Origin of the sequence: Klebsiella sp. 2019SCSN059 (genome assembly GCF_021739525.1) — a bacterium.
GTDB classification, from domain to species: Bacteria; Pseudomonadota; Gammaproteobacteria; order Enterobacterales; family Enterobacteriaceae; genus Klebsiella; species Klebsiella quasipneumoniae.
In genome coordinates this window covers 30,412-46,896 of the sequence record NZ_JAKKOM010000017.1, presented here as the reverse complement: position 1 = coordinate 46,896, position 16,485 = coordinate 30,412, and the positions used below count along the sequence as shown (strand labels likewise).

General features: G+C 39.1%; 21 protein-coding genes. 14 read left to right on the top strand and 7 right to left on the bottom strand.

Annotated features, from left to right (window positions below; all coding sequences use genetic code 11):
* The first annotated feature begins 19 nt into the window (after positions 1-19).
* From L2I46_RS17585 to L2I46_RS17565, 5 genes are read left to right on the top strand one after another with little or no spacing between them, the layout of a single operon-like run.
* Positions 20-505, top strand: a complete 486-nt coding sequence (locus tag L2I46_RS17585) for a glycoside hydrolase family protein (RefSeq protein WP_236948084.1) — start codon at positions 20-22, stop codon at positions 503-505.
* 35 nt (positions 506-540) lie between these two features.
* Entirely contained in the window at positions 541-855 is a 315-nt protein-coding gene (locus tag L2I46_RS17580; protein ID WP_023279964.1) for a hypothetical protein, read from the top strand.
* 41 nt (positions 856-896) lie between these two features.
* On the top strand, positions 897-1,238 hold the full coding sequence (locus tag L2I46_RS17575; RefSeq protein WP_134914114.1) for a hypothetical protein: 342 nt from the start codon (positions 897-899) through the stop codon (positions 1,236-1,238).
* A 9-nt stretch (positions 1,239-1,247) separates the two neighbouring features.
* Positions 1,248-3,512 carry a hypothetical protein gene (locus L2I46_RS17570; RefSeq protein WP_236948083.1) on the top strand — a complete coding sequence of 755 codons (2,265 nt, stop codon included), beginning with the start codon at positions 1,248-1,250 and terminating at the stop codon, positions 3,510-3,512.
* A 57-nt stretch (positions 3,513-3,569) separates the two neighbouring features.
* Positions 3,570-4,199, top strand: a complete 630-nt coding sequence (locus L2I46_RS17565) for a hypothetical protein (RefSeq protein WP_236948082.1) — start codon at positions 3,570-3,572, stop codon at positions 4,197-4,199.
* On the opposite strand, the gene L2I46_RS17560 is transcribed toward L2I46_RS17565, so the two are convergent.
* Complete coding sequence (locus tag L2I46_RS17560; RefSeq protein WP_236948081.1) at positions 4,148-4,588, bottom strand: hypothetical protein; 441 nt, start codon at positions 4,586-4,588, stop codon at positions 4,148-4,150. The two genes, L2I46_RS17565 and L2I46_RS17560, sit on opposite strands and share 52 nt — an antisense overlap.
* Positions 4,589-4,955: 367 nt before the next feature.
* Between L2I46_RS17560 and L2I46_RS17555 the strand changes: the two genes are divergently transcribed.
* Positions 4,956-5,495, top strand: coding sequence for a hypothetical protein (locus L2I46_RS17555; RefSeq protein WP_236948080.1), 540 nt, complete (start codon positions 4,956-4,958; stop codon positions 5,493-5,495).
* On the opposite strand, the gene L2I46_RS17550 is transcribed toward L2I46_RS17555, so the two are convergent.
* The 6 genes from L2I46_RS17550 to L2I46_RS17530 all read right to left on the bottom strand — a co-directional run bounded on the left by L2I46_RS17550 (position 5,472) and on the right by L2I46_RS17530 (position 7,449).
* A complete protein-coding gene (locus L2I46_RS17550; RefSeq protein ID WP_236948079.1) occupies positions 5,472-5,711 on the bottom strand; it encodes a hypothetical protein in 240 nt (79 codons plus the stop codon). The genes L2I46_RS17555 and L2I46_RS17550 overlap by 24 nt on opposite strands.
* Positions 5,708-5,875, bottom strand: a complete 168-nt coding sequence (locus tag L2I46_RS17545) for a hypothetical protein (RefSeq protein WP_168734026.1) — start codon at positions 5,873-5,875, stop codon at positions 5,708-5,710. Before L2I46_RS17545 ends, L2I46_RS17550 begins: the two co-directional genes overlap by 4 nt.
* 149 nt (positions 5,876-6,024) lie before the next feature.
* Positions 6,025-6,231: an FmdB family zinc ribbon protein gene (locus L2I46_RS29770; RefSeq protein WP_032427763.1), complete on the bottom strand. Its 207-nt coding sequence runs from the start codon at positions 6,229-6,231 to the stop codon at positions 6,025-6,027.
* Positions 6,218-6,358 (bottom strand): hypothetical protein, encoded by a 141-nt coding sequence (locus L2I46_RS17540; protein WP_168734025.1) that lies wholly within the window; start codon positions 6,356-6,358, stop codon positions 6,218-6,220. Before L2I46_RS17540 ends, L2I46_RS29770 begins: the two co-directional genes overlap by 14 nt.
* Positions 6,359-6,402: 44 nt before the next feature.
* Entirely contained in the window at positions 6,403-7,263 is an 861-nt protein-coding gene (locus L2I46_RS17535) for a hypothetical protein (RefSeq protein ID WP_236948078.1), read from the bottom strand.
* A gap of 12 nt (positions 7,264-7,275) precedes the next feature.
* On the bottom strand, positions 7,276-7,449 hold the full coding sequence (locus L2I46_RS17530; RefSeq protein ID WP_168734024.1) for a hypothetical protein: 174 nt from the start codon (positions 7,447-7,449) through the stop codon (positions 7,276-7,278).
* A gap of 1,627 nt (positions 7,450-9,076) precedes the next feature.
* Between L2I46_RS17530 and L2I46_RS17525 the strand changes: the two genes are divergently transcribed.
* The 8 genes from L2I46_RS17525 (at position 9,077) to L2I46_RS17490 (ending at position 16,484) form a co-directional block, all read left to right on the top strand.
* A complete protein-coding gene (locus L2I46_RS17525) occupies positions 9,077-9,577 on the top strand; it encodes an HNH endonuclease (RefSeq protein ID WP_159204651.1) in 501 nt (166 codons plus the stop codon).
* The gene (locus L2I46_RS17520) at positions 9,577-9,714 is read left to right on the top strand and encodes a hypothetical protein (RefSeq protein WP_168734022.1); all 138 of its coding nucleotides are present in this window, start codon (positions 9,577-9,579) and stop codon (positions 9,712-9,714) included. Before L2I46_RS17525 ends, L2I46_RS17520 begins: the two co-directional genes overlap by 1 nt.
* Positions 9,692-11,602, top strand: coding sequence for a terminase gpA endonuclease subunit (locus L2I46_RS17515; RefSeq protein ID WP_236948077.1), 1,911 nt, complete (start codon positions 9,692-9,694; stop codon positions 11,600-11,602). The genes L2I46_RS17520 and L2I46_RS17515 overlap by 23 nt, the downstream gene beginning before the upstream one ends.
* Positions 11,603-11,635: 33 nt before the next feature.
* A complete protein-coding gene (locus L2I46_RS17510) occupies positions 11,636-12,118 on the top strand; it encodes a hypothetical protein (RefSeq protein ID WP_136342811.1) in 483 nt (160 codons plus the stop codon).
* Positions 12,115-13,665, top strand: a complete 1,551-nt coding sequence (locus L2I46_RS17505; protein ID WP_110244157.1) for a phage portal protein — start codon at positions 12,115-12,117, stop codon at positions 13,663-13,665. The genes L2I46_RS17510 and L2I46_RS17505 overlap by 4 nt, the downstream gene beginning before the upstream one ends.
* A gap of 61 nt (positions 13,666-13,726) precedes the next feature.
* Positions 13,727-15,706, top strand: coding sequence for an HK97 family phage prohead protease (locus L2I46_RS17500; protein ID WP_236948076.1), 1,980 nt, complete (start codon positions 13,727-13,729; stop codon positions 15,704-15,706).
* Positions 15,707-15,787: 81 nt separating this feature from the next.
* A complete protein-coding gene (locus L2I46_RS17495; RefSeq protein WP_117264067.1) occupies positions 15,788-16,084 on the top strand; it encodes a hypothetical protein in 297 nt (98 codons plus the stop codon).
* The gene (locus tag L2I46_RS17490; protein ID WP_134914121.1) at positions 16,077-16,484 is read left to right on the top strand and encodes a hypothetical protein; all 408 of its coding nucleotides are present in this window, start codon (positions 16,077-16,079) and stop codon (positions 16,482-16,484) included. Before L2I46_RS17495 ends, L2I46_RS17490 begins: the two co-directional genes overlap by 8 nt.
* The last annotated feature ends 1 nt before the right edge of the window (position 16,485 follow it).

Below are 16,485 nucleotides of genomic sequence, written 5' to 3'. Positions count from 1 at the left end.
TAAGAAAATAAGAGGCCGTATGACATTATATGAAATGCTCCGCTTTGATGAAGGCGAGAAACTACAAGTTTATAAAGACACTGAAGGATATTGGACTGTTGGTATTGGTCATTTATTGACTAAAAACCCATCTAAGGAACAAGCCATCGCTCGTCTTGATAAAGAACTAAACCGAGTTACTTCTGGTGTTATCTCTAAATCAGAGTCAGAACAGCTGTTCAATCAGGACATTTCTAGGGCACTCCAGGACATTTCCCGCTCAGAATTGAGTTCCATATACATTCAGATGAATGGACCTCGTAGGGCTGCTCTGGTGAACATGGTGTTCCAGTTAGGGCTAACTGGTGTGTTGAAGTTCACGAAAATGATTCAGTACCTCAAAGTTGGTAATTATGAGGCTGCTGCTGATGAAGGGCTTGATAGTAAGTGGGCAAGACAGACACCTAATCGTGCACGTCGAGTAACTGAAGTTATTCGGACAGGAACCTTTAGTTCTTACAGTTGATAAATACACCTATAAACTAACTAAAGGTAAAATAAATGTCTAAATTTAACTTCGAAGAAATGATTGCTGCTCTTAGTCCGAAACGTGAAGCAGTAGAACTGAATGGCTTTAAATTCTATGCTCGTCCAATGACTGTATCTGAATTTGGTGAAGCTTTCTATCAGGGTAAAGATAAAGAAGACCGAAACGACATCATGATTTTGGAATGCATCGAACATGAAGATGGCTCTAAAGTTTTCGACTCACTTGAGCAAGTCAAAGCTCTTTATACGACTGTTCGCGCTCAACTTGCTGGTGCCGTTACTCGCGCAAGTATCTTTACTGAAACTGTAGAAGAACTGGAAAAGTAATACGCGCCAACGATTTTTTAATGTTCAAATTCAGGACCATGATGCGTAAAGGACTCACTGGAGATGAAATACTCTCCATGAGTATGAAAGAATTCTACATGGTATATCTGTTCGATACTTTCATTGAGCCTCAAGGTCCTGTCATGAACGATTTCTATCAGGCGCGTCTGGCGCATAGTGTAATAGCTTCTAATCCTAATCTTACTGCTGAAGGCCGTAAGAAAATCAATATGAAAGATTTCTATCTGTTGAAGGATAAAGTATTCAAAAGTCCTGAGGAACTTCAAAAAGAAAAACAGAAAGAGCAAGAACGTAAACGAAAAGCTCTTGAAAGTATGTTTGAACCTGAACTTCTGGCTAAAGCTAGAAAGTCAATCAAATAAGGTGGGATAATGGCACGTTCTAGATATGACGTAGAAATTAATGGCGACAACAAAGGTCTAACAACGGCCGTTAATAAATCTATGGATGAACTGAACAAACTCAATGAGGTCGCCGGAGGGTTGTTCAGTAATTTAACCGGACCACTTGGTAGTCTCCAAGGTGGTATTAATACCATAAACACAATGAACCCTGCTTTACGTGCTCTTGGCGTAGCAGGGTTAGCGGCTGGTGCTGGACTCGCAGCAATCAATAAAGCAGCGGATACGGTTAATACGCTTAATCAGATTAGTACAAACACAGGTGTATCTGTTGAGATGCTTCAAAAGCTCCAGAATCAGTTCAAAGATACTGGGATGGAAGCCGAGAAGTTCGGTGATATCAACAAAGATGCAATGGATAAACTTGGTGACTCATTCAGAAACGGTGGCGGTGGTGTAGCTGATGACCTGAAAGAATGGGGTATAGAACTACAAGAATATACCAAATATGCTGGTGATGCTGAAGGTGGTATCAAAGCTGTAATTGATACTTTCTATAAAATGAAAGAAGCTGGTAAATCTCATGCTGAAATCACTAACGCAATGGAAACAATGGCGAGTGATTCAAGTCATTTAATTACGACTCTTGAGAAGTACAGTTCTACACAAGAAGCTCTTAACAGTATTAATAGACAACACGCTAATATCACCAAAGAAACTTCTGAGGAATACAAGAACTTCCAGAAAAATATCAATACCCTGAATAGTAATGTTCAGGACCTGACGGTTAAGGCTGTTACTCCATTAGTTGCTGAAATCAATGACCTGTGGTCTTTGTTTAATAAAGAATGGACGAAGACGGATATCATGGACGCTCTTAAGCAGTTCTGGTATGGCGGTGATAACGGTATCGCTAAACTTAACCGTTGGATTGATGGCGTTGATGATGAAGGATATACAACAGCTTCTAAGCAACGCGCCGCAAATCTTAAGCAGATGGCAGCTGATTTAGCTAGTGATGTTAAAACATCTGTTGACCAAGCCGAAGAAGCAACTGCTGCTCAAAAAAACATCCTCAAGAAACAACAAGAAGAGAAAGAGAAAGCTGATGCTAAGGCTAAAGCCGCTCGTGATAAGGCTCTTGCTGATGCTAAGCGTAATGCTGCTGAGCAATTAAGAGTTCAACAAGAACTTCTTAAAGGTCTACAGTCATTATCTGAGTCTTCGTCTGGTGCTAATCTGATTGATTATAACGCTGAGGGAATTAAGTTAATCCAGAACGTTAACACTCAGGCAGAGTTATTCAAAAATATAATGAAGAACCTCACTGACGAGTATAAAAATTCGTTCAGAGAAATGAGTGGTAAAGAACTTGGTGATAGTCTTACTAAGTTAAAAGACTATTACAGTACTCGCGAGTTACTTCTTAAACAGTCTCTTGAAAATCAGAAAATCACTCAGAAGCAGTACAATGAAGAAGTTCAGAGAATGCAGGCTGAACAGAAAGCTATTGAAGATGCTCAAGTAGGTATAGATGGAAAAGGAAATCAACTAAAAGACCTGTCGAGTATTGGCTTTACTACCTCAGACGAAGAAATTCAGCTCCAGCAGCAGAAACTTCATGAGCAATTCCAGATGTTGTACGAGAACAACCAGTCGATGTATGAAGCTGGTCTGGTACAGCATGATGATTTTCTTAAACAGAAACAACGTCTTGACCAAGCGTATGCTATTAAATCTCAAGCTATTGAACGTCAATCTGCACAGCAGAAACTTCAAATCGCTAATGATTTAACTTCTGGCATAAGCTCGGCTATGACAGGTATGTTAGGTGAGAACAACAAAGCTGCTCAAGAAATGTTTGCAGTGTCTAAAGGAGTGGCTATTGCAAATGGTATGATGAACGCTCATGAGTCTGCTACGACTGCTATGGCCAAATATCCAGGACCATTAGGGTATGCACTGGCGGCGTCATCATACGCTCGTGTTCTTACTGAAGTAATGCAGATGAAATCTATGTCTCTCGGTCAATTCCATGATGGTATCGATAATGTTCCTAACACAGGTACTTATCTGTTACAAGAGGGTGAGCGAGTAGTAGATAATCGGTTGAACCAAGACCTAAAAGACTTCTTAGGCAAACAACAGACTGGTAAAACAGACAGTCAACCAATCGATGCATCTATCCATATCTCTGGATCTGTGAATGGTGAACGTGAGTTAATGCAGATAATGAAACGTCAACAAAAAATCCTAGCTGATATTGTTCAAGATGCTAATCGGCGTAGAATGTAAAAGGGACCTACGGGTCCCTTTTGTAATTATTTGAACGCTAACTAATTGGTGGGATCTATGTTAGATAATTTGGTCAAGTCCCAATTGCTTAGGGCAGATCTTGTAGCTGCAGATGAGCATTTCGTTGCGCACGGATACAACGACATGACGGGGATGGTGATACTTAAATCAGCTTTTGTTGCACTGTCTAATCTGGTCGATTTTGAATCATCTATTAGACGTTTGTACAAGGAATCACCTCATCTATCAGCAATCTACAAAACTGCTTCAAAGGAATTTGAGTTTGCGAAATACATACGTAATAAGTTTGCAGGGCATATACATCCAGAACTGTTAGCTAAGTCTATAGAGTGGAATCCTGAGATTAGGTTCATTATAGACAGAACAGATGAGCAGAAAGTTATGTGGTACTGCAATATATGGGTATTAGAAACAGCAATAAACACATATGTTGATAATGATGGGAATCATCGAGTGTTTGAATCAGAGACTGACTTATTGTTCCCTGACGACCAAACACGTTTTAGATTGTTTTTAGAGAAAGTAATTAAGACGGGTATTCAGTATCTTACTGAACTTGGGGTTGTGCTAAGGAGTAAAACAGATAAGCCAGCAGAAGTCTTAGAGTCTCTTGACTATTGGAAAACTGCGGGATTAACAGAGTTTAATTTTATTGCTAAACAATAAGGGACAATGTCCCTTATGTAGTTTGATGATTGAGCTCGACAAGCACCGAAGTACCGATCAGCACGAGCTACTTTATCGACATGCATGAAATACTTTTTACCGTTACGAATGGTACTAACAAACTCACCAGTTTCAGTACGGTTGTACTTAACGTCTCCGTAAGTATCATCGCTCTTAGTACTTAATAGACCAGAGTTGAAAACACGCTCGTCAGTTTGGAAAGTAAACCAATGCTTATGGTCTTTTACTTGAACCGTAGAAGTAATAGTTGAACGATTAGCTTCAGTAGTTAAAGTGCAAGTATATGTAGTAGGGAAGAAGTTAATATAGCAGATGTATCCTGTTGCTGATAATAAAGCAATGATTGCGCCGATTAAGAATTGTTTCATTTAAGTGTCCTCATGTTGTTTGGTTAGATAATAAACTTCTAGTTGTAAAGCGTAAACCAATCAGAGAGCGCCTCAGAGACATTCTAAGGCATTCAGTTTGCTCAATGATGGAGATTATTCTTTTCGAAAAATAATCATTCCAGGTTAATCTGGTTAATCCTGGCGGTAAAATCATTAATTATTTTGGGACAGACTGAGAGCCGGGATGTTTCGGGACCGCATCCTTTAGTTGACCTGTAAAATTTTAATTCCATTGCAATTCAAGTTGGACTTCTGGGTTTACAGTCTCGTGAAATCATAGACACACGTTAATAAATATCGTAGGTGCACTAAGTTATTAATTTAAATAAACAACAGGAGAAAATCTATGGCTCGAAAAAAATATGTCTCGATGGCTGATATGGCTCGTCGTTATGGTTATACATTCAACGCGATTAAAGCTTGGCGTGCTGAAGGTCTACCGTACTCTGAAAGTCCTAACGGAATTCCAGAAGAAGAGGGTACTCAATGGATTATCAAAAATAAAATTGAACCGCTGCGTAACACATCAGTTAAAGAGGAGATGGACCTTGAAAAACTCCGCGAACAAAAAGCTAAAGCTGACTTAGCTCAGTACGCTGCACAAGAAAAATCGGGTGAGTTAATCTCAACTGATTACGTTCAGTCTGAGCTTAATAAGTTCTGTGCTAACCTAAAAGATACGTTAAGACTTATTCCTTCAAAACACGCGATTGATTTGATTGAACACGCTGACTCTGTTGATGACCTCAAACAACGACTGCGTGAAATCATCGATGAAGAACTGCTAAAGGTATCAGAAGTGTTTGAGCAAGAAGATATTCAAGAGACCGATCAAGACGAATCCGAACAACCAGAACAAGACTTAATTGATATCGATATCGATTAATCTACTCGGTTGAAGTCTATCAATAACGTGCCAGAATTTAATCTCTGCTTGTATAGACTCAAAAGCTATTGGAATAACATTTTCATTCTGATAGAAATAACTATATTTGTAGTACTTATAAGGCCTACCGTATGAGTAGGCCATTTCCTCAATTTGTTCCTCTGTAATTCCTGTCTGAACTTCAAGTACATCCGCACCATCAGCGTTTAAAATCATTTTAACCTCCGGGCTTTTTCTTTACATAACTTAGCAGTTATCTCCCAATACTCTGATTGTTCTTTATTATAGATTGAGCGAAGCTTGATTAGCTCTTTTACTTGATTAGAAGAGAATTGCTCAAGTTCATTAATTAGTAAGTCTACTTTCTGTTCTATGTTCATTGGTTTTCCTTAGTGGTTTTAAGATTAGGTAAACTGGAAGTAAAGCAACAAATAATACGCTTGTGATACAGAACCATACTGCTGTTAGCACAGTACAGAGGCATCCAAAAAGAAATTTCATAAGTTCTCCTGAGGGCGGAATCCCCCTGTTAACGATGTGCTGTTCTAAAAGGTTGTTTAATACGATTGATAGACATGTTCTGATTATAATAACCGTCTTGAATTCCTGATGGAGCATCTACAAGTTTAGTAGAGATTTTCCCGCAGTCTTTGCAAGGAGCGGTTTCACGCTCAGAGATTTTCCTGATTGTCTCAAACTCACCATGAGTAGGGCAGTAATAACTATACGTTGGCATTCTTTTCCTTATTGAACATCAGTTCAATTGTTTCGATTAATTTAACATGTTTCAGTAGTTCTTCTTTAGAAAGTTCATTGTTGAGATATTTTTCATAGATAATATCAAGTACTTGGTCAGCGTTCATATTTTCTCCATTGATTTGATATAGATATTTATTACACTGAAACCTTAGATAACTACAAGTTCACCAGAGTTAATCTGATTTTGCTTAATGCTGTACAGCATTGGGTTATGGACACGAAGCATACGAAGTTCTTCTTCAGTAATAGTCTTAGCTGTCTTGATCGGTTCTAACTTAGGAGTTTCAACGTTTGGCATTACAGGAGAAACCTCTTCAATAACAGGTAGAACGATTTCAGGTTTTTCTTCTGGTTCAACAACAAAGTTATCCAGTTGTGCTTCAATATCTTCTACTAAAACAGAAGAGTTAGATTTAGCTGCGTTGATACGTTTGTTTCTTTCAATCTGGCTTTTGGCGTAATGTTTAGCTTGGATACGTTTAGCTTCATCACGTTCTTTATAAGCTGCGTCACGTTGAGCAACAAGGTCTTCGATTTCTTTACGTTGTTGTTCAATGATTTTAAGTGCTTCTTCAAGAGTTAATTCAGTACTGGCGAAACTGTTAGTTAACTGTAACTCATCAACACGGTCATTAGAGTTTTCATCTTCAGTACGCAGATTCCATACTGTACGTCCCTTAGAAGTGCTTGCAGCAGCTACCGCTCTATACTCCTCAAAGTTCTTACCATTACGATAGAACACAACACCATGAGAACGGTTATCATCCATAAAGACGATAACGTGTTTAGTGTTTTTATCCTCCACAGAAGACTTATAGCCAGCGTAGTACCAATGACCGCGACCTTTATCATCACAAGCTTTGATACGAGCTTTGGCTGAACGGTCTTTAACAGAGCGTACTAACTCAGTACGCGTTTCAGCATATGATTTAACTACAGATACTTGGCGGTTTTCGTTGACAAAAACAACGATATTTTTATTTGATTGGTCGAAGATTGAGATACGCATTGTGGTTTCCTTTTAAATGATAGTTACTTGTTTTTTTATACCATGCTTGATACACCAGCGACGAAAGGTTCTTGCCGATACACCAAGTTTTTCTCTTGTCCAATTGTCTTGCTCCTTAACAGGCATGTTGAAGAAGATATTTGCAAAGTATTTAAGTCCGTCAGTTCCGGTCATTTGAGTTTTCATTATTGTCTCCAGTCAATTTTTTGACATCAGCTTTAAAAAAGAACCTCTCCGAAGAGAGGGGTTATACAACACAGAGTGTTAATAGAGTAATTATATCAAAGATATCTTAAAGCAAATAACCTTTAATATGATTACTTTTTAACCAAATCACTTAATGTTGAAGGTGTTCAACGTGATTACAGATATATTTATTACACTAATCCGGGCGGTTTCTTAGATGTCTCAATAACTAATTTTTAGCTCAAAAAGATATCCTATTCAATTTTTATTCAATACTCAAAGAGTGTGATTTGAACCATACTGAATAATAAAACAGCCTATATTCAGCCTAAAATCCGCTTGCTGCCAGCTTAAAAAAGCGCTTTATTCAAATATGCGAATTTTTATTCAGGTTGTATAAAATACTGTTAGAAATTAAAGAATTTAATATGATTGGAAATTCAGCCTGAATGATTAATTAATCACTCTGCCCGGCCGAAGCCGGGTCTTATGAGCTAACAACAGGAGAACTACCGACGAACGGTGAACACAACCACTAAGGATTACCATAAAGGGCTCTCCACCACAAAGAACCCTTGAGTTAATACCTATGGAATCTCAATCTTTAACAACGCTAAGGACCACCGCAATCCTTAATACAATTATATTTATTACGGTGTTTAGCACACATTTTAGATGACACTCAATCAAAACGAATAAGTGTCACGAGGTTAAGATGCAACTTCTGTCATTAGTTTTGACATCAGAAATTGCATTATTTTTAGTGCAAGTTATTGAGTTTTAAACACATTTCATAACTATGGGATTCAGATTATACAAATTTGACATCTCAAATACCATAGAAGTTGCATAGTGCAATTTGTCCAGTGAATGCAATTTCTGAACTGAAAAATGCAATTTGTCCAGTGAATGCAATTTCTGAACTGAAAAATGCAATTTGTCCATCAAAAACAGCTGCTAAGTTATTGAGATTAAAACCATTGTTGCCCCTTTAAATATAGTCTAACCTTTGTTTTCAAGTAGACTTTCAACAATGAACCACAGAAAAGTGGTCCATTATTCCAAGTAACTTTCAATACAAACTTCTAACGAAGTTCCACTAAAAAGATTGTGAAACTCCGCCCGAAGGGCGGATAGACTAATAGTTTTATAAACCAATGGTGAAAAGCCAGTACAGAACCAAAGACTATCGTCGAGGCTAAAGCCTCTCCGAGTTTCACAATTATTCTTTCTAAACTAGTTTGATACTGGAAGTACTATCTAGAATCAACCTGATCAAATCTGGTACCAGACTAGTTCCTGTCTTTATATTTCCATTCCAAACCAGTTAAATCAATCTGGATGTATTCCAGAACATCTAGTACAACAACCAGTTTCTATCTTGTTTCTCCACGAGCAAGCTCGTTCCGAAACGACGCTTCGCGTCTACTTGTTATTTGCTATAAAAACTTGTTGGTATAATGGTCTTAGTCCTTCCAATTAATACTAATCAGACTGGTAATAGATAGACCAGATAGATTAGCCAACCAGATTGTGCTTTAGCACTACTTCTAGTTAAAGCAATTCCGTTCATTTCCAACGTAATAAATACCTGTATCAAATCAACTAACAAACAACAGGTATGAAAATGTCTAAATCTTATAACTCTATTCCTTATTCTCTGGTAGAAAAGCTCTTCGTAATTGACTCATCTTCCAAAACTGGTATTGCTTGGAAAAAGAACGCCCGTCCTGCTGGTACAGTTCTTCCAAGTGGTTATTGCCAAGTTCGTGTTCCTTCTTCTGATAAGAACTTATTTGTTCATACACATCGTATTGTATGGATGCTCGCAAAGAAAAAAGATATTCCAGATGAGTCTTATCACGTTGACCATCTTGATTTTGACCGTACAAATAACCGTCCTGAAAATCTTCGTCTGATTAAACGTTATTGGAATATCAGTCGTCGTCAAGATAAAAAATCTGATGGTCTTCCTTCTAATATCTACAAGAAAGCTGATGGTAATTTCTTTGCTCAGTTTAGTTTTGAAGGCAAAGGATATCGACACGATGATGAGTCAGTCCAGAAATGCCAAGAATGGTTGTATAAAAAACGTGCTGAAGTTATCGGCATAATGGAAGAATTCTAATGACAACAATAATTATTGGAGCCATCACATTCGGTGGCTTGTTTATTGCTGATTACGTCAAATTTAAATTACTTGATAAACGCCTCAAAATCGTTGAGGCGAAGCTTGGGCTAAATGAACAGACAAAAACTTCTTAATATAATTAAAAAATCCAGACAGTTTATTCTACCGCCTCCTGATTACACTCCTTCTGAATGGGTTGAACATAATCTTATATTCCCTGATGGTCCATACGCAGGGCAACCAATGAAATTGTTTGAATTTCAGAAAGGGATGATAGATGTAGTTAAAGAACGTAAACGAAAAATTGTATTCGAGACTTCTGCCCAAATCGGCAAGACAACCATCCTGAACGGGATTTTGTTCTACAAATCTGCTAATGACCCAGGAAACGCAGGGGTACTTCAATCAACTGGTAAAGAAACAGGCCAATGGTTAGCAGGCAAGATACGCCCAATGATTGATGCATCACCAGAGATGCAGAAAATCGTAACTGATAAGAATGACCGTAACGCAGTCAATAACGGTTCTCAGATTCAGTTAAGGACTGGTGGGTTCTGGTACTTCATGAGTTTGAACTCTCCTAGTCATCTTCGCGGTAAGACACTTCCTCTTATTCTTATGGATGAAGTGGACGCAGTTGAAACTGATACTGACGAAGGGAACCCGATCGTTATAGCTGAAAACCGCGCAACAACGTTCGGTGAAGACGCTCGTATCTTTATTAGTTCTACGCCTACTTCTAAGCATGGAGCTATCCATACGCAGTACGAAGCATCTGATAAGCGTAAGTATCACGTCCCATGTCCTAGTTGTGGTCATTATCATGAACTCATCTGGGGAAACGTTAAGTTCTCTTGGGTAAAAATTGACGGTAAGTCTGTTCCTGATACAGACAGCGTATATCTGGAATGTCCAGAATGTGGTCATCATATCTCTGATGGTGAACGAGCTAGAGCAGTTAAGAACGGGCAATGGGTGATTACTCAGCCTGACTCACGAATTGCTGGGTTCCATATCTCACGGCTATACAGCCCGATGAGTTCTTTACGCTCTGTGATGGAGGACTATAAGCAAGCGTGGCAATCGTTCAGTTTATCAACTTTCTATAACACTGTTCTTGGCTTGCCGTTTGACGATCTAAACGAAGACGTAGAGCTATACAAGTTAGAGAAATTAAAAACCGACGTTGGAGTGAACAACATCCCAGATGATGTGTTGTTCCTCACGGCAGGAGTTGACCAACAGCAAGACCGCTTAGAAGTTACGTTGCTCGGACACTCAGAAAAAGCTCTGTACATCATCTGTCACCGTAGCTTCATGACCATGAACGCTGAAGTTATTGAGAGCCCGGCATATAGAGATTTACTGGCATTCTTAAAGGCACCGTTTAGAACGGTCTCTGGCCGTAGAGTAACTATGGCTTGGGCTAACGTTGACTCCGGTAACGGACGTGCAACTAGAACAATCTACAGGTTCTGTTCTCAGTGGAAGCATCTACACGCTATTAAAGGTTCAAGTTCTGTTGACGCACCTTATGTACCAACCAAAGAGTCGAAATCAGGTGGTTATCGTCTGTTTATGATTGGTGTCAACAAAGGCAAAGACCTTATCAGGGAATTGATAGTTCGTAATACGTCAACAACATTACAGACGCCTGTACATCTCGAAATATCCGATCAGGAAGTACCTGATGATTATCTTGAGCAATTAATGTCTGAAGAACTTAAACGTTCAGGTAATACAGTTCGTTGGACAGTTAAACCCGGTGGTGTGCGAAATGAAGCACTCGACTGTATTAACTATGGCTATTGTGCTCGTCTGCAAGTTATTGAACAAATCAAATGGCATGAGTGGCGGAAGATAGTTGCCAGACAGACAATCGACGATACACCAGATGCATCAGAAACGATTGAGCCTGAACAGTTAATAGAAACCATACCTGAACAAAAAGAAACGCCTAGAAAGGCTGTAGTTAAACGTAGAGTAGTAAAACCGTCTCGTCCAAGAGGTTTCGGTCTGTAATAAATACATAAAGAAACCGGATGAGGAATTTTTATGATTAAAGAAATTTTCATCGGTGAATTACTCGAATTAACTAATCCTACCAACGCTTCTGTTCAGATAGGTTCTAAAGAACTTGTTCTGTTCGAACAAAAACAATGCCCGGAGAATATCCGGGTAGAAACTACTGATTTCACAGAAGGTACATTCTCTGTTGTTGTACTTAATGACGGTCAGTTAATTTCTAATGAGTTAATTAAAGTTAAATCACCGTTTATTGGGAAGACTAAAAAAGAACAACTGCGAGAAATGATTAATGACCTTGATAAAGTTATACAGTATCGCCTGACTAATAATGAAGAAGCAATTCAACAGATGAGTATTAACGGAAAATCTTTCGTATATGAAACTCTTGAAGCTTTGATGAACACCCGTAAGAAATTAGTAGCTAATCTGGCGAATATCATTAAGTCAGAAGACCTCGCTAAAGGGAAGTCTCCTATTTTAACAATCAAGGCAAGGTTTAGAAACGCATGAAATTATTCTCCAGAAAGAAAACTACTGTTAAGAAAGTAAGAAAATCACCTAAATTGGTCATTGATAATTCAAAATCGTTTGAAAAAGGTCTTGATACTCGCCAACTTGGTCCACGTATTGACCGTTTAAGTGGTGATTTTGAAGAAAACCTAATTCGTACAGCAACTATTAACAACGAAATTCGTTCTTCAGGAGATAATCTGAGGGCGATGTCTCGCACGCTGTCAATTAATACTCCTTACGGTAAACGAGCTGTACAGTATCAGGTTGATAACGTAATTGGTGAAGGTATTAATCCGCAACCACGTATCATTGATCGCGATGGTCGTCCTAAAAAAGACTTGAACAGTCTTATTGCTGATAGTTTTGAGTACTGGGCTAGTTCTCCTAAACGATTCAGTAGAAACAAACGATTGAACTGGCGCCGTTTCCAGGAGCTAGTTGAACGAGCTCGTGTAGTAGATGGTGAAACGTTTATTCGCATTCACGAAGAAGTTGACTCACTTCGTATTGAAATAATTGAAGCTGCTCGCTGTAAATTCGGTGATAGAGAAAAAACTGAAGATGGCTATATTCTCGATGGTATCGAATATGACGAAGATGATGCTCCGATTAGATATTGGTTTACTGATATCGATAAAATGACTCAGACAGAAAAGGGTGGTTCATATTCAGTACCTGCTGAAGATATTATCCATTACTACAGAGAGTTATTCCCAGACCAACGACGCGGTATTCCTGAAGCTGTTGCAATCATCGCAACAATGAACCAATACGATGCGTTCAGTCACGCGACTTTAGTACAGAAACGTGCTGCTGCTAGTTCTATGGGTTTTATTACTCAGGATAAAGATGGTCAAGAAGATATCGACCTTGGACTTGAAGAAAAAGAGCATGATGGTGAACAACCTGATGTTATTCAAGACTTTGAGTCTGGTACTATCCATAAACTTCCTGCTGGTCACGATATTAAACAGTTCAGCGCAACTCAAGGTGGTGATGATTTCATTAGCTTTACCGATCGATTAGAGGACCAACTTGCTATGGGTTATGGCTTCTATAAGCAAGGATGGAAAGGCGATACAGCTAATATCAACTACTCTGCGGCACGATTTGGCGATCAAGCTCAACGTAAGATGTTTAAGACTGTTCAACAGAATTTAAAAGAACAAGTCTTTGAAGTTATCTACGAACGTTGGTTAGCGTGGGCAATTCTCAATGAGACTATCCAAGTTAAGATGACGAATATTCCAAGCATTCTTCGTCAGACTATCTGGACATATCCAAAATGGGAAAGCATTGACCCGCTTAAAGATACTCAGAAAGACCAGCTTGATGTTGATAATGGTTTTAAATCTGCGTCTGACGTAATTATTAGTCGTGGTGAAGACCCTGAATTGGTATTTGCTCAGATTGAACAAGAACGTTCTCGTTATGTTCCTAAACACGCAAATCAAATCGATATCGCTAAAGCTCCTGCTGAGGTTACTGCTGGTGCTCAAGTAGAAGTAGCTGAGATTAATTCTGATTCAAGCACTGACGAGTAAGCGTAATAAATATAAACATACCGAGCAACTTCGGTTGCTCTTTTCATTCAAAGGACCAACTATGTTAAAGCTCAAGCGAGAATATACGGTCCAGGAAATTCAAGCATCTGAAGACGGTACTTATGAAATCGCTTTTAGTTCTGAAACTCCTGTAGAACGTCAAATTCAAGATGAGTATGGTCAGCCTGTTACAGTTAATGAAATTCTTGTCCACGATGGTCCAGAAAATGCAGACCTGACTCGAATTAATAACGGTGCAGCACTTTTGTTTAACCATAATTTTGATAACCATCTGGGTATTGTTATTCCTGGTTCTGTCCGAATTGATGCAGACCGTGTTGGTCGTGCAGTGGTTAAATTTAGTAAGCATGGCCAATTAGCTCAAGAAGTACAAGCAAAAGTCGACGAAGGGACAATTAGTAAAATCTCTTTCGGTTATGACATTAACGAATACGAACTCAAAGGTGATGACCTTATTGTTACTCATTGGGCTCCGTATGAAATCTCTTTCGTAACTGTTCCTGCTGACGACAAAGTTGGACTTGGACGGTTAATAAATACATCTGACACAGCTTCTGCTGTAAAAATTTCAAATTCAAATAAAGGAAACTCCCGAATGAAACGTTACGAAGAAATGTCTGTTGAAGACATCGTTGAAATGACTATTGAAGATTTAGCAGATATGTCTGTTGAAGATATTGAAGCTCTAACTGATGAAGCTCGCGCTAAGCGTGAAGAAATTCTTGAAGAAGACAAAATTGAAGCTGAACAAGCTGGTGATTCTGCTGTTAATGCAACTGATGATAGTCCGGCTCCAGTTCCTGCTCAAGATGAACTTTCTAAAGAAGAACGAGAAGAAGAAACCGAAGAAATTCTCGAAGTAGCAGAACGCTATAAAGTTCCTCAGAAACAAGTTGCTAAAGCTCTGGCTCGTGGAATGACCGCTCGTCAGTTCAAACGTTCTATTAAACCTAATAAAGCTCCGGCGGTAATTCGTAATATGCGCAAAGATAATAAAGAAACTCTCGAAAATCGTTTTGATTTAGGCGACGCTGTTCGCTCCATGATGTCTGGTAAAGCTGTTCGCGGCGCTGCTGCTGAATATACTCAGGAAATGACTCGTAAACGTCTGGCTCGTGGTCAGAACGTAAGCACCGGTATCTATCTGCCCGTTAATGCTCTGGCTCAGAATTCTCGTGCTATCAACACCGTTCCGAGTGTTTCTGCTATCCAAGAAACTGTTCAGCGTTATGACTCTTTCGTTGAAATGCTGTTAAAAGGCACTGTAGCCGATCAGCTGGGTGTTAATTTCCTGACTGGCCTGACTACTCCGATTTCTGTTCCGAAACAGACTAAGAGTTCTGTTGATGCATTCGGCTTCGTTGATGAAAACGGTGAAAGCCCGGAAGGTGAAAGCTCGTTCACCAACATTCAGTTCATGCCGAAAACCTTTACTGGTGGTAACCCGATTTCTCGTCAGGCTCTGCTGACCATGCCTAATCTGGGTGCATTCATTTCTGACCATATCGTTAAACATTCTCGCGCTAAGCTGGAAGGTCTGATGTTCGGTTCTGTAACTGATGCCAAAGCTCCAGAAAGCATCATCGCTCAGCTGGTAGCTCAGAAAATGGGTATGACCTATAAAGAGTTCGTTGTTGAAGCTGCTAAAGCTAAAGGCAATGGCGTTGATATGGCTGCATTCAAATATCTGATGCACGCTGCGCTTGAAGGTGATTTGAAAACCACTCTGCGTGATGCTGGTGTTTCCGGTTATATCATCGATGATGAAAACCGTATCGGTGGTCATGGCGTTATCGGTTCTGGTCTGGTTAAAGACGGACAAGTAATCGCTGGTGATTTCTCTGCTGTTACCGTTGCAGAATGGGAAGGTCTGGCTCTTGACCTGGACGATACTACTTATCGTAATCGTGGTGCTATCGTTCCTCGCGTATGGGCTGATATCGACTGGAAAGTCTGTGCAGATGACCGTCTGTTCCTGTACGAAAAAGGTACTCCGGCTGAAGCTAAAGCTGCTAAGTAATAAGTAATAAAACACGGGCTCCTTCGGGAGCCCTTTTTTGTTTCTGAACCGTTGATAAATACACCATATAGAGGAGGTTATATGTTATTTCCATATACCAATAAGCAGAAAAAAGAATTTTTAAAACGGTTCGGACATCCAGTTAAAATTAACGACGAACCAGAACTCGCGATAGTTGAAAGAGAAATTACTAACTCTGATGGAGAAGTATCAGAGACTTTATACGTAACTATCGATCAGAAGTACAAACAAGACGATATTGTTGAGCTTGATAATACCATGTACAGAATCGCTTATATTGTCAATGACGGTTCAGGTCTTGTTGATGCTTATCTGTCTTTCCAATCAGAAGAAGGAAGGGTATCTAAATATGACTAATATGCCGTCACTAGGTATTAAACGTGCCTTTGAAGAAATTATAGTTAATGAATTAAATCTGAAGTACGTACAAGATGCATTCACTACAGGTGTTAAGAAAGAAGTACAGGTCATGATTAGTGGATGGACTGAAGAATATACTCGTCCGCAGTTAAATTCTCGTGGTCTTGCTGCTGAAATGAACTTAACGATCGATGTTTTTTCGGAAAATAACGAAACTGGTGTTCACGAGGCTGTTTTTAACTTAATTAAAGTTAGTCCAGTGCATCCTAAATTACTCAAGTTCAAAATTGACAGAATGTTTCCTGCTAGTTCATTCACAAGCTATAACACAGAGTCTTCTAACGGCCATATCCAAGCACAAGTTTCAATAACAATCCAGTACATCATAAGGAACTAAA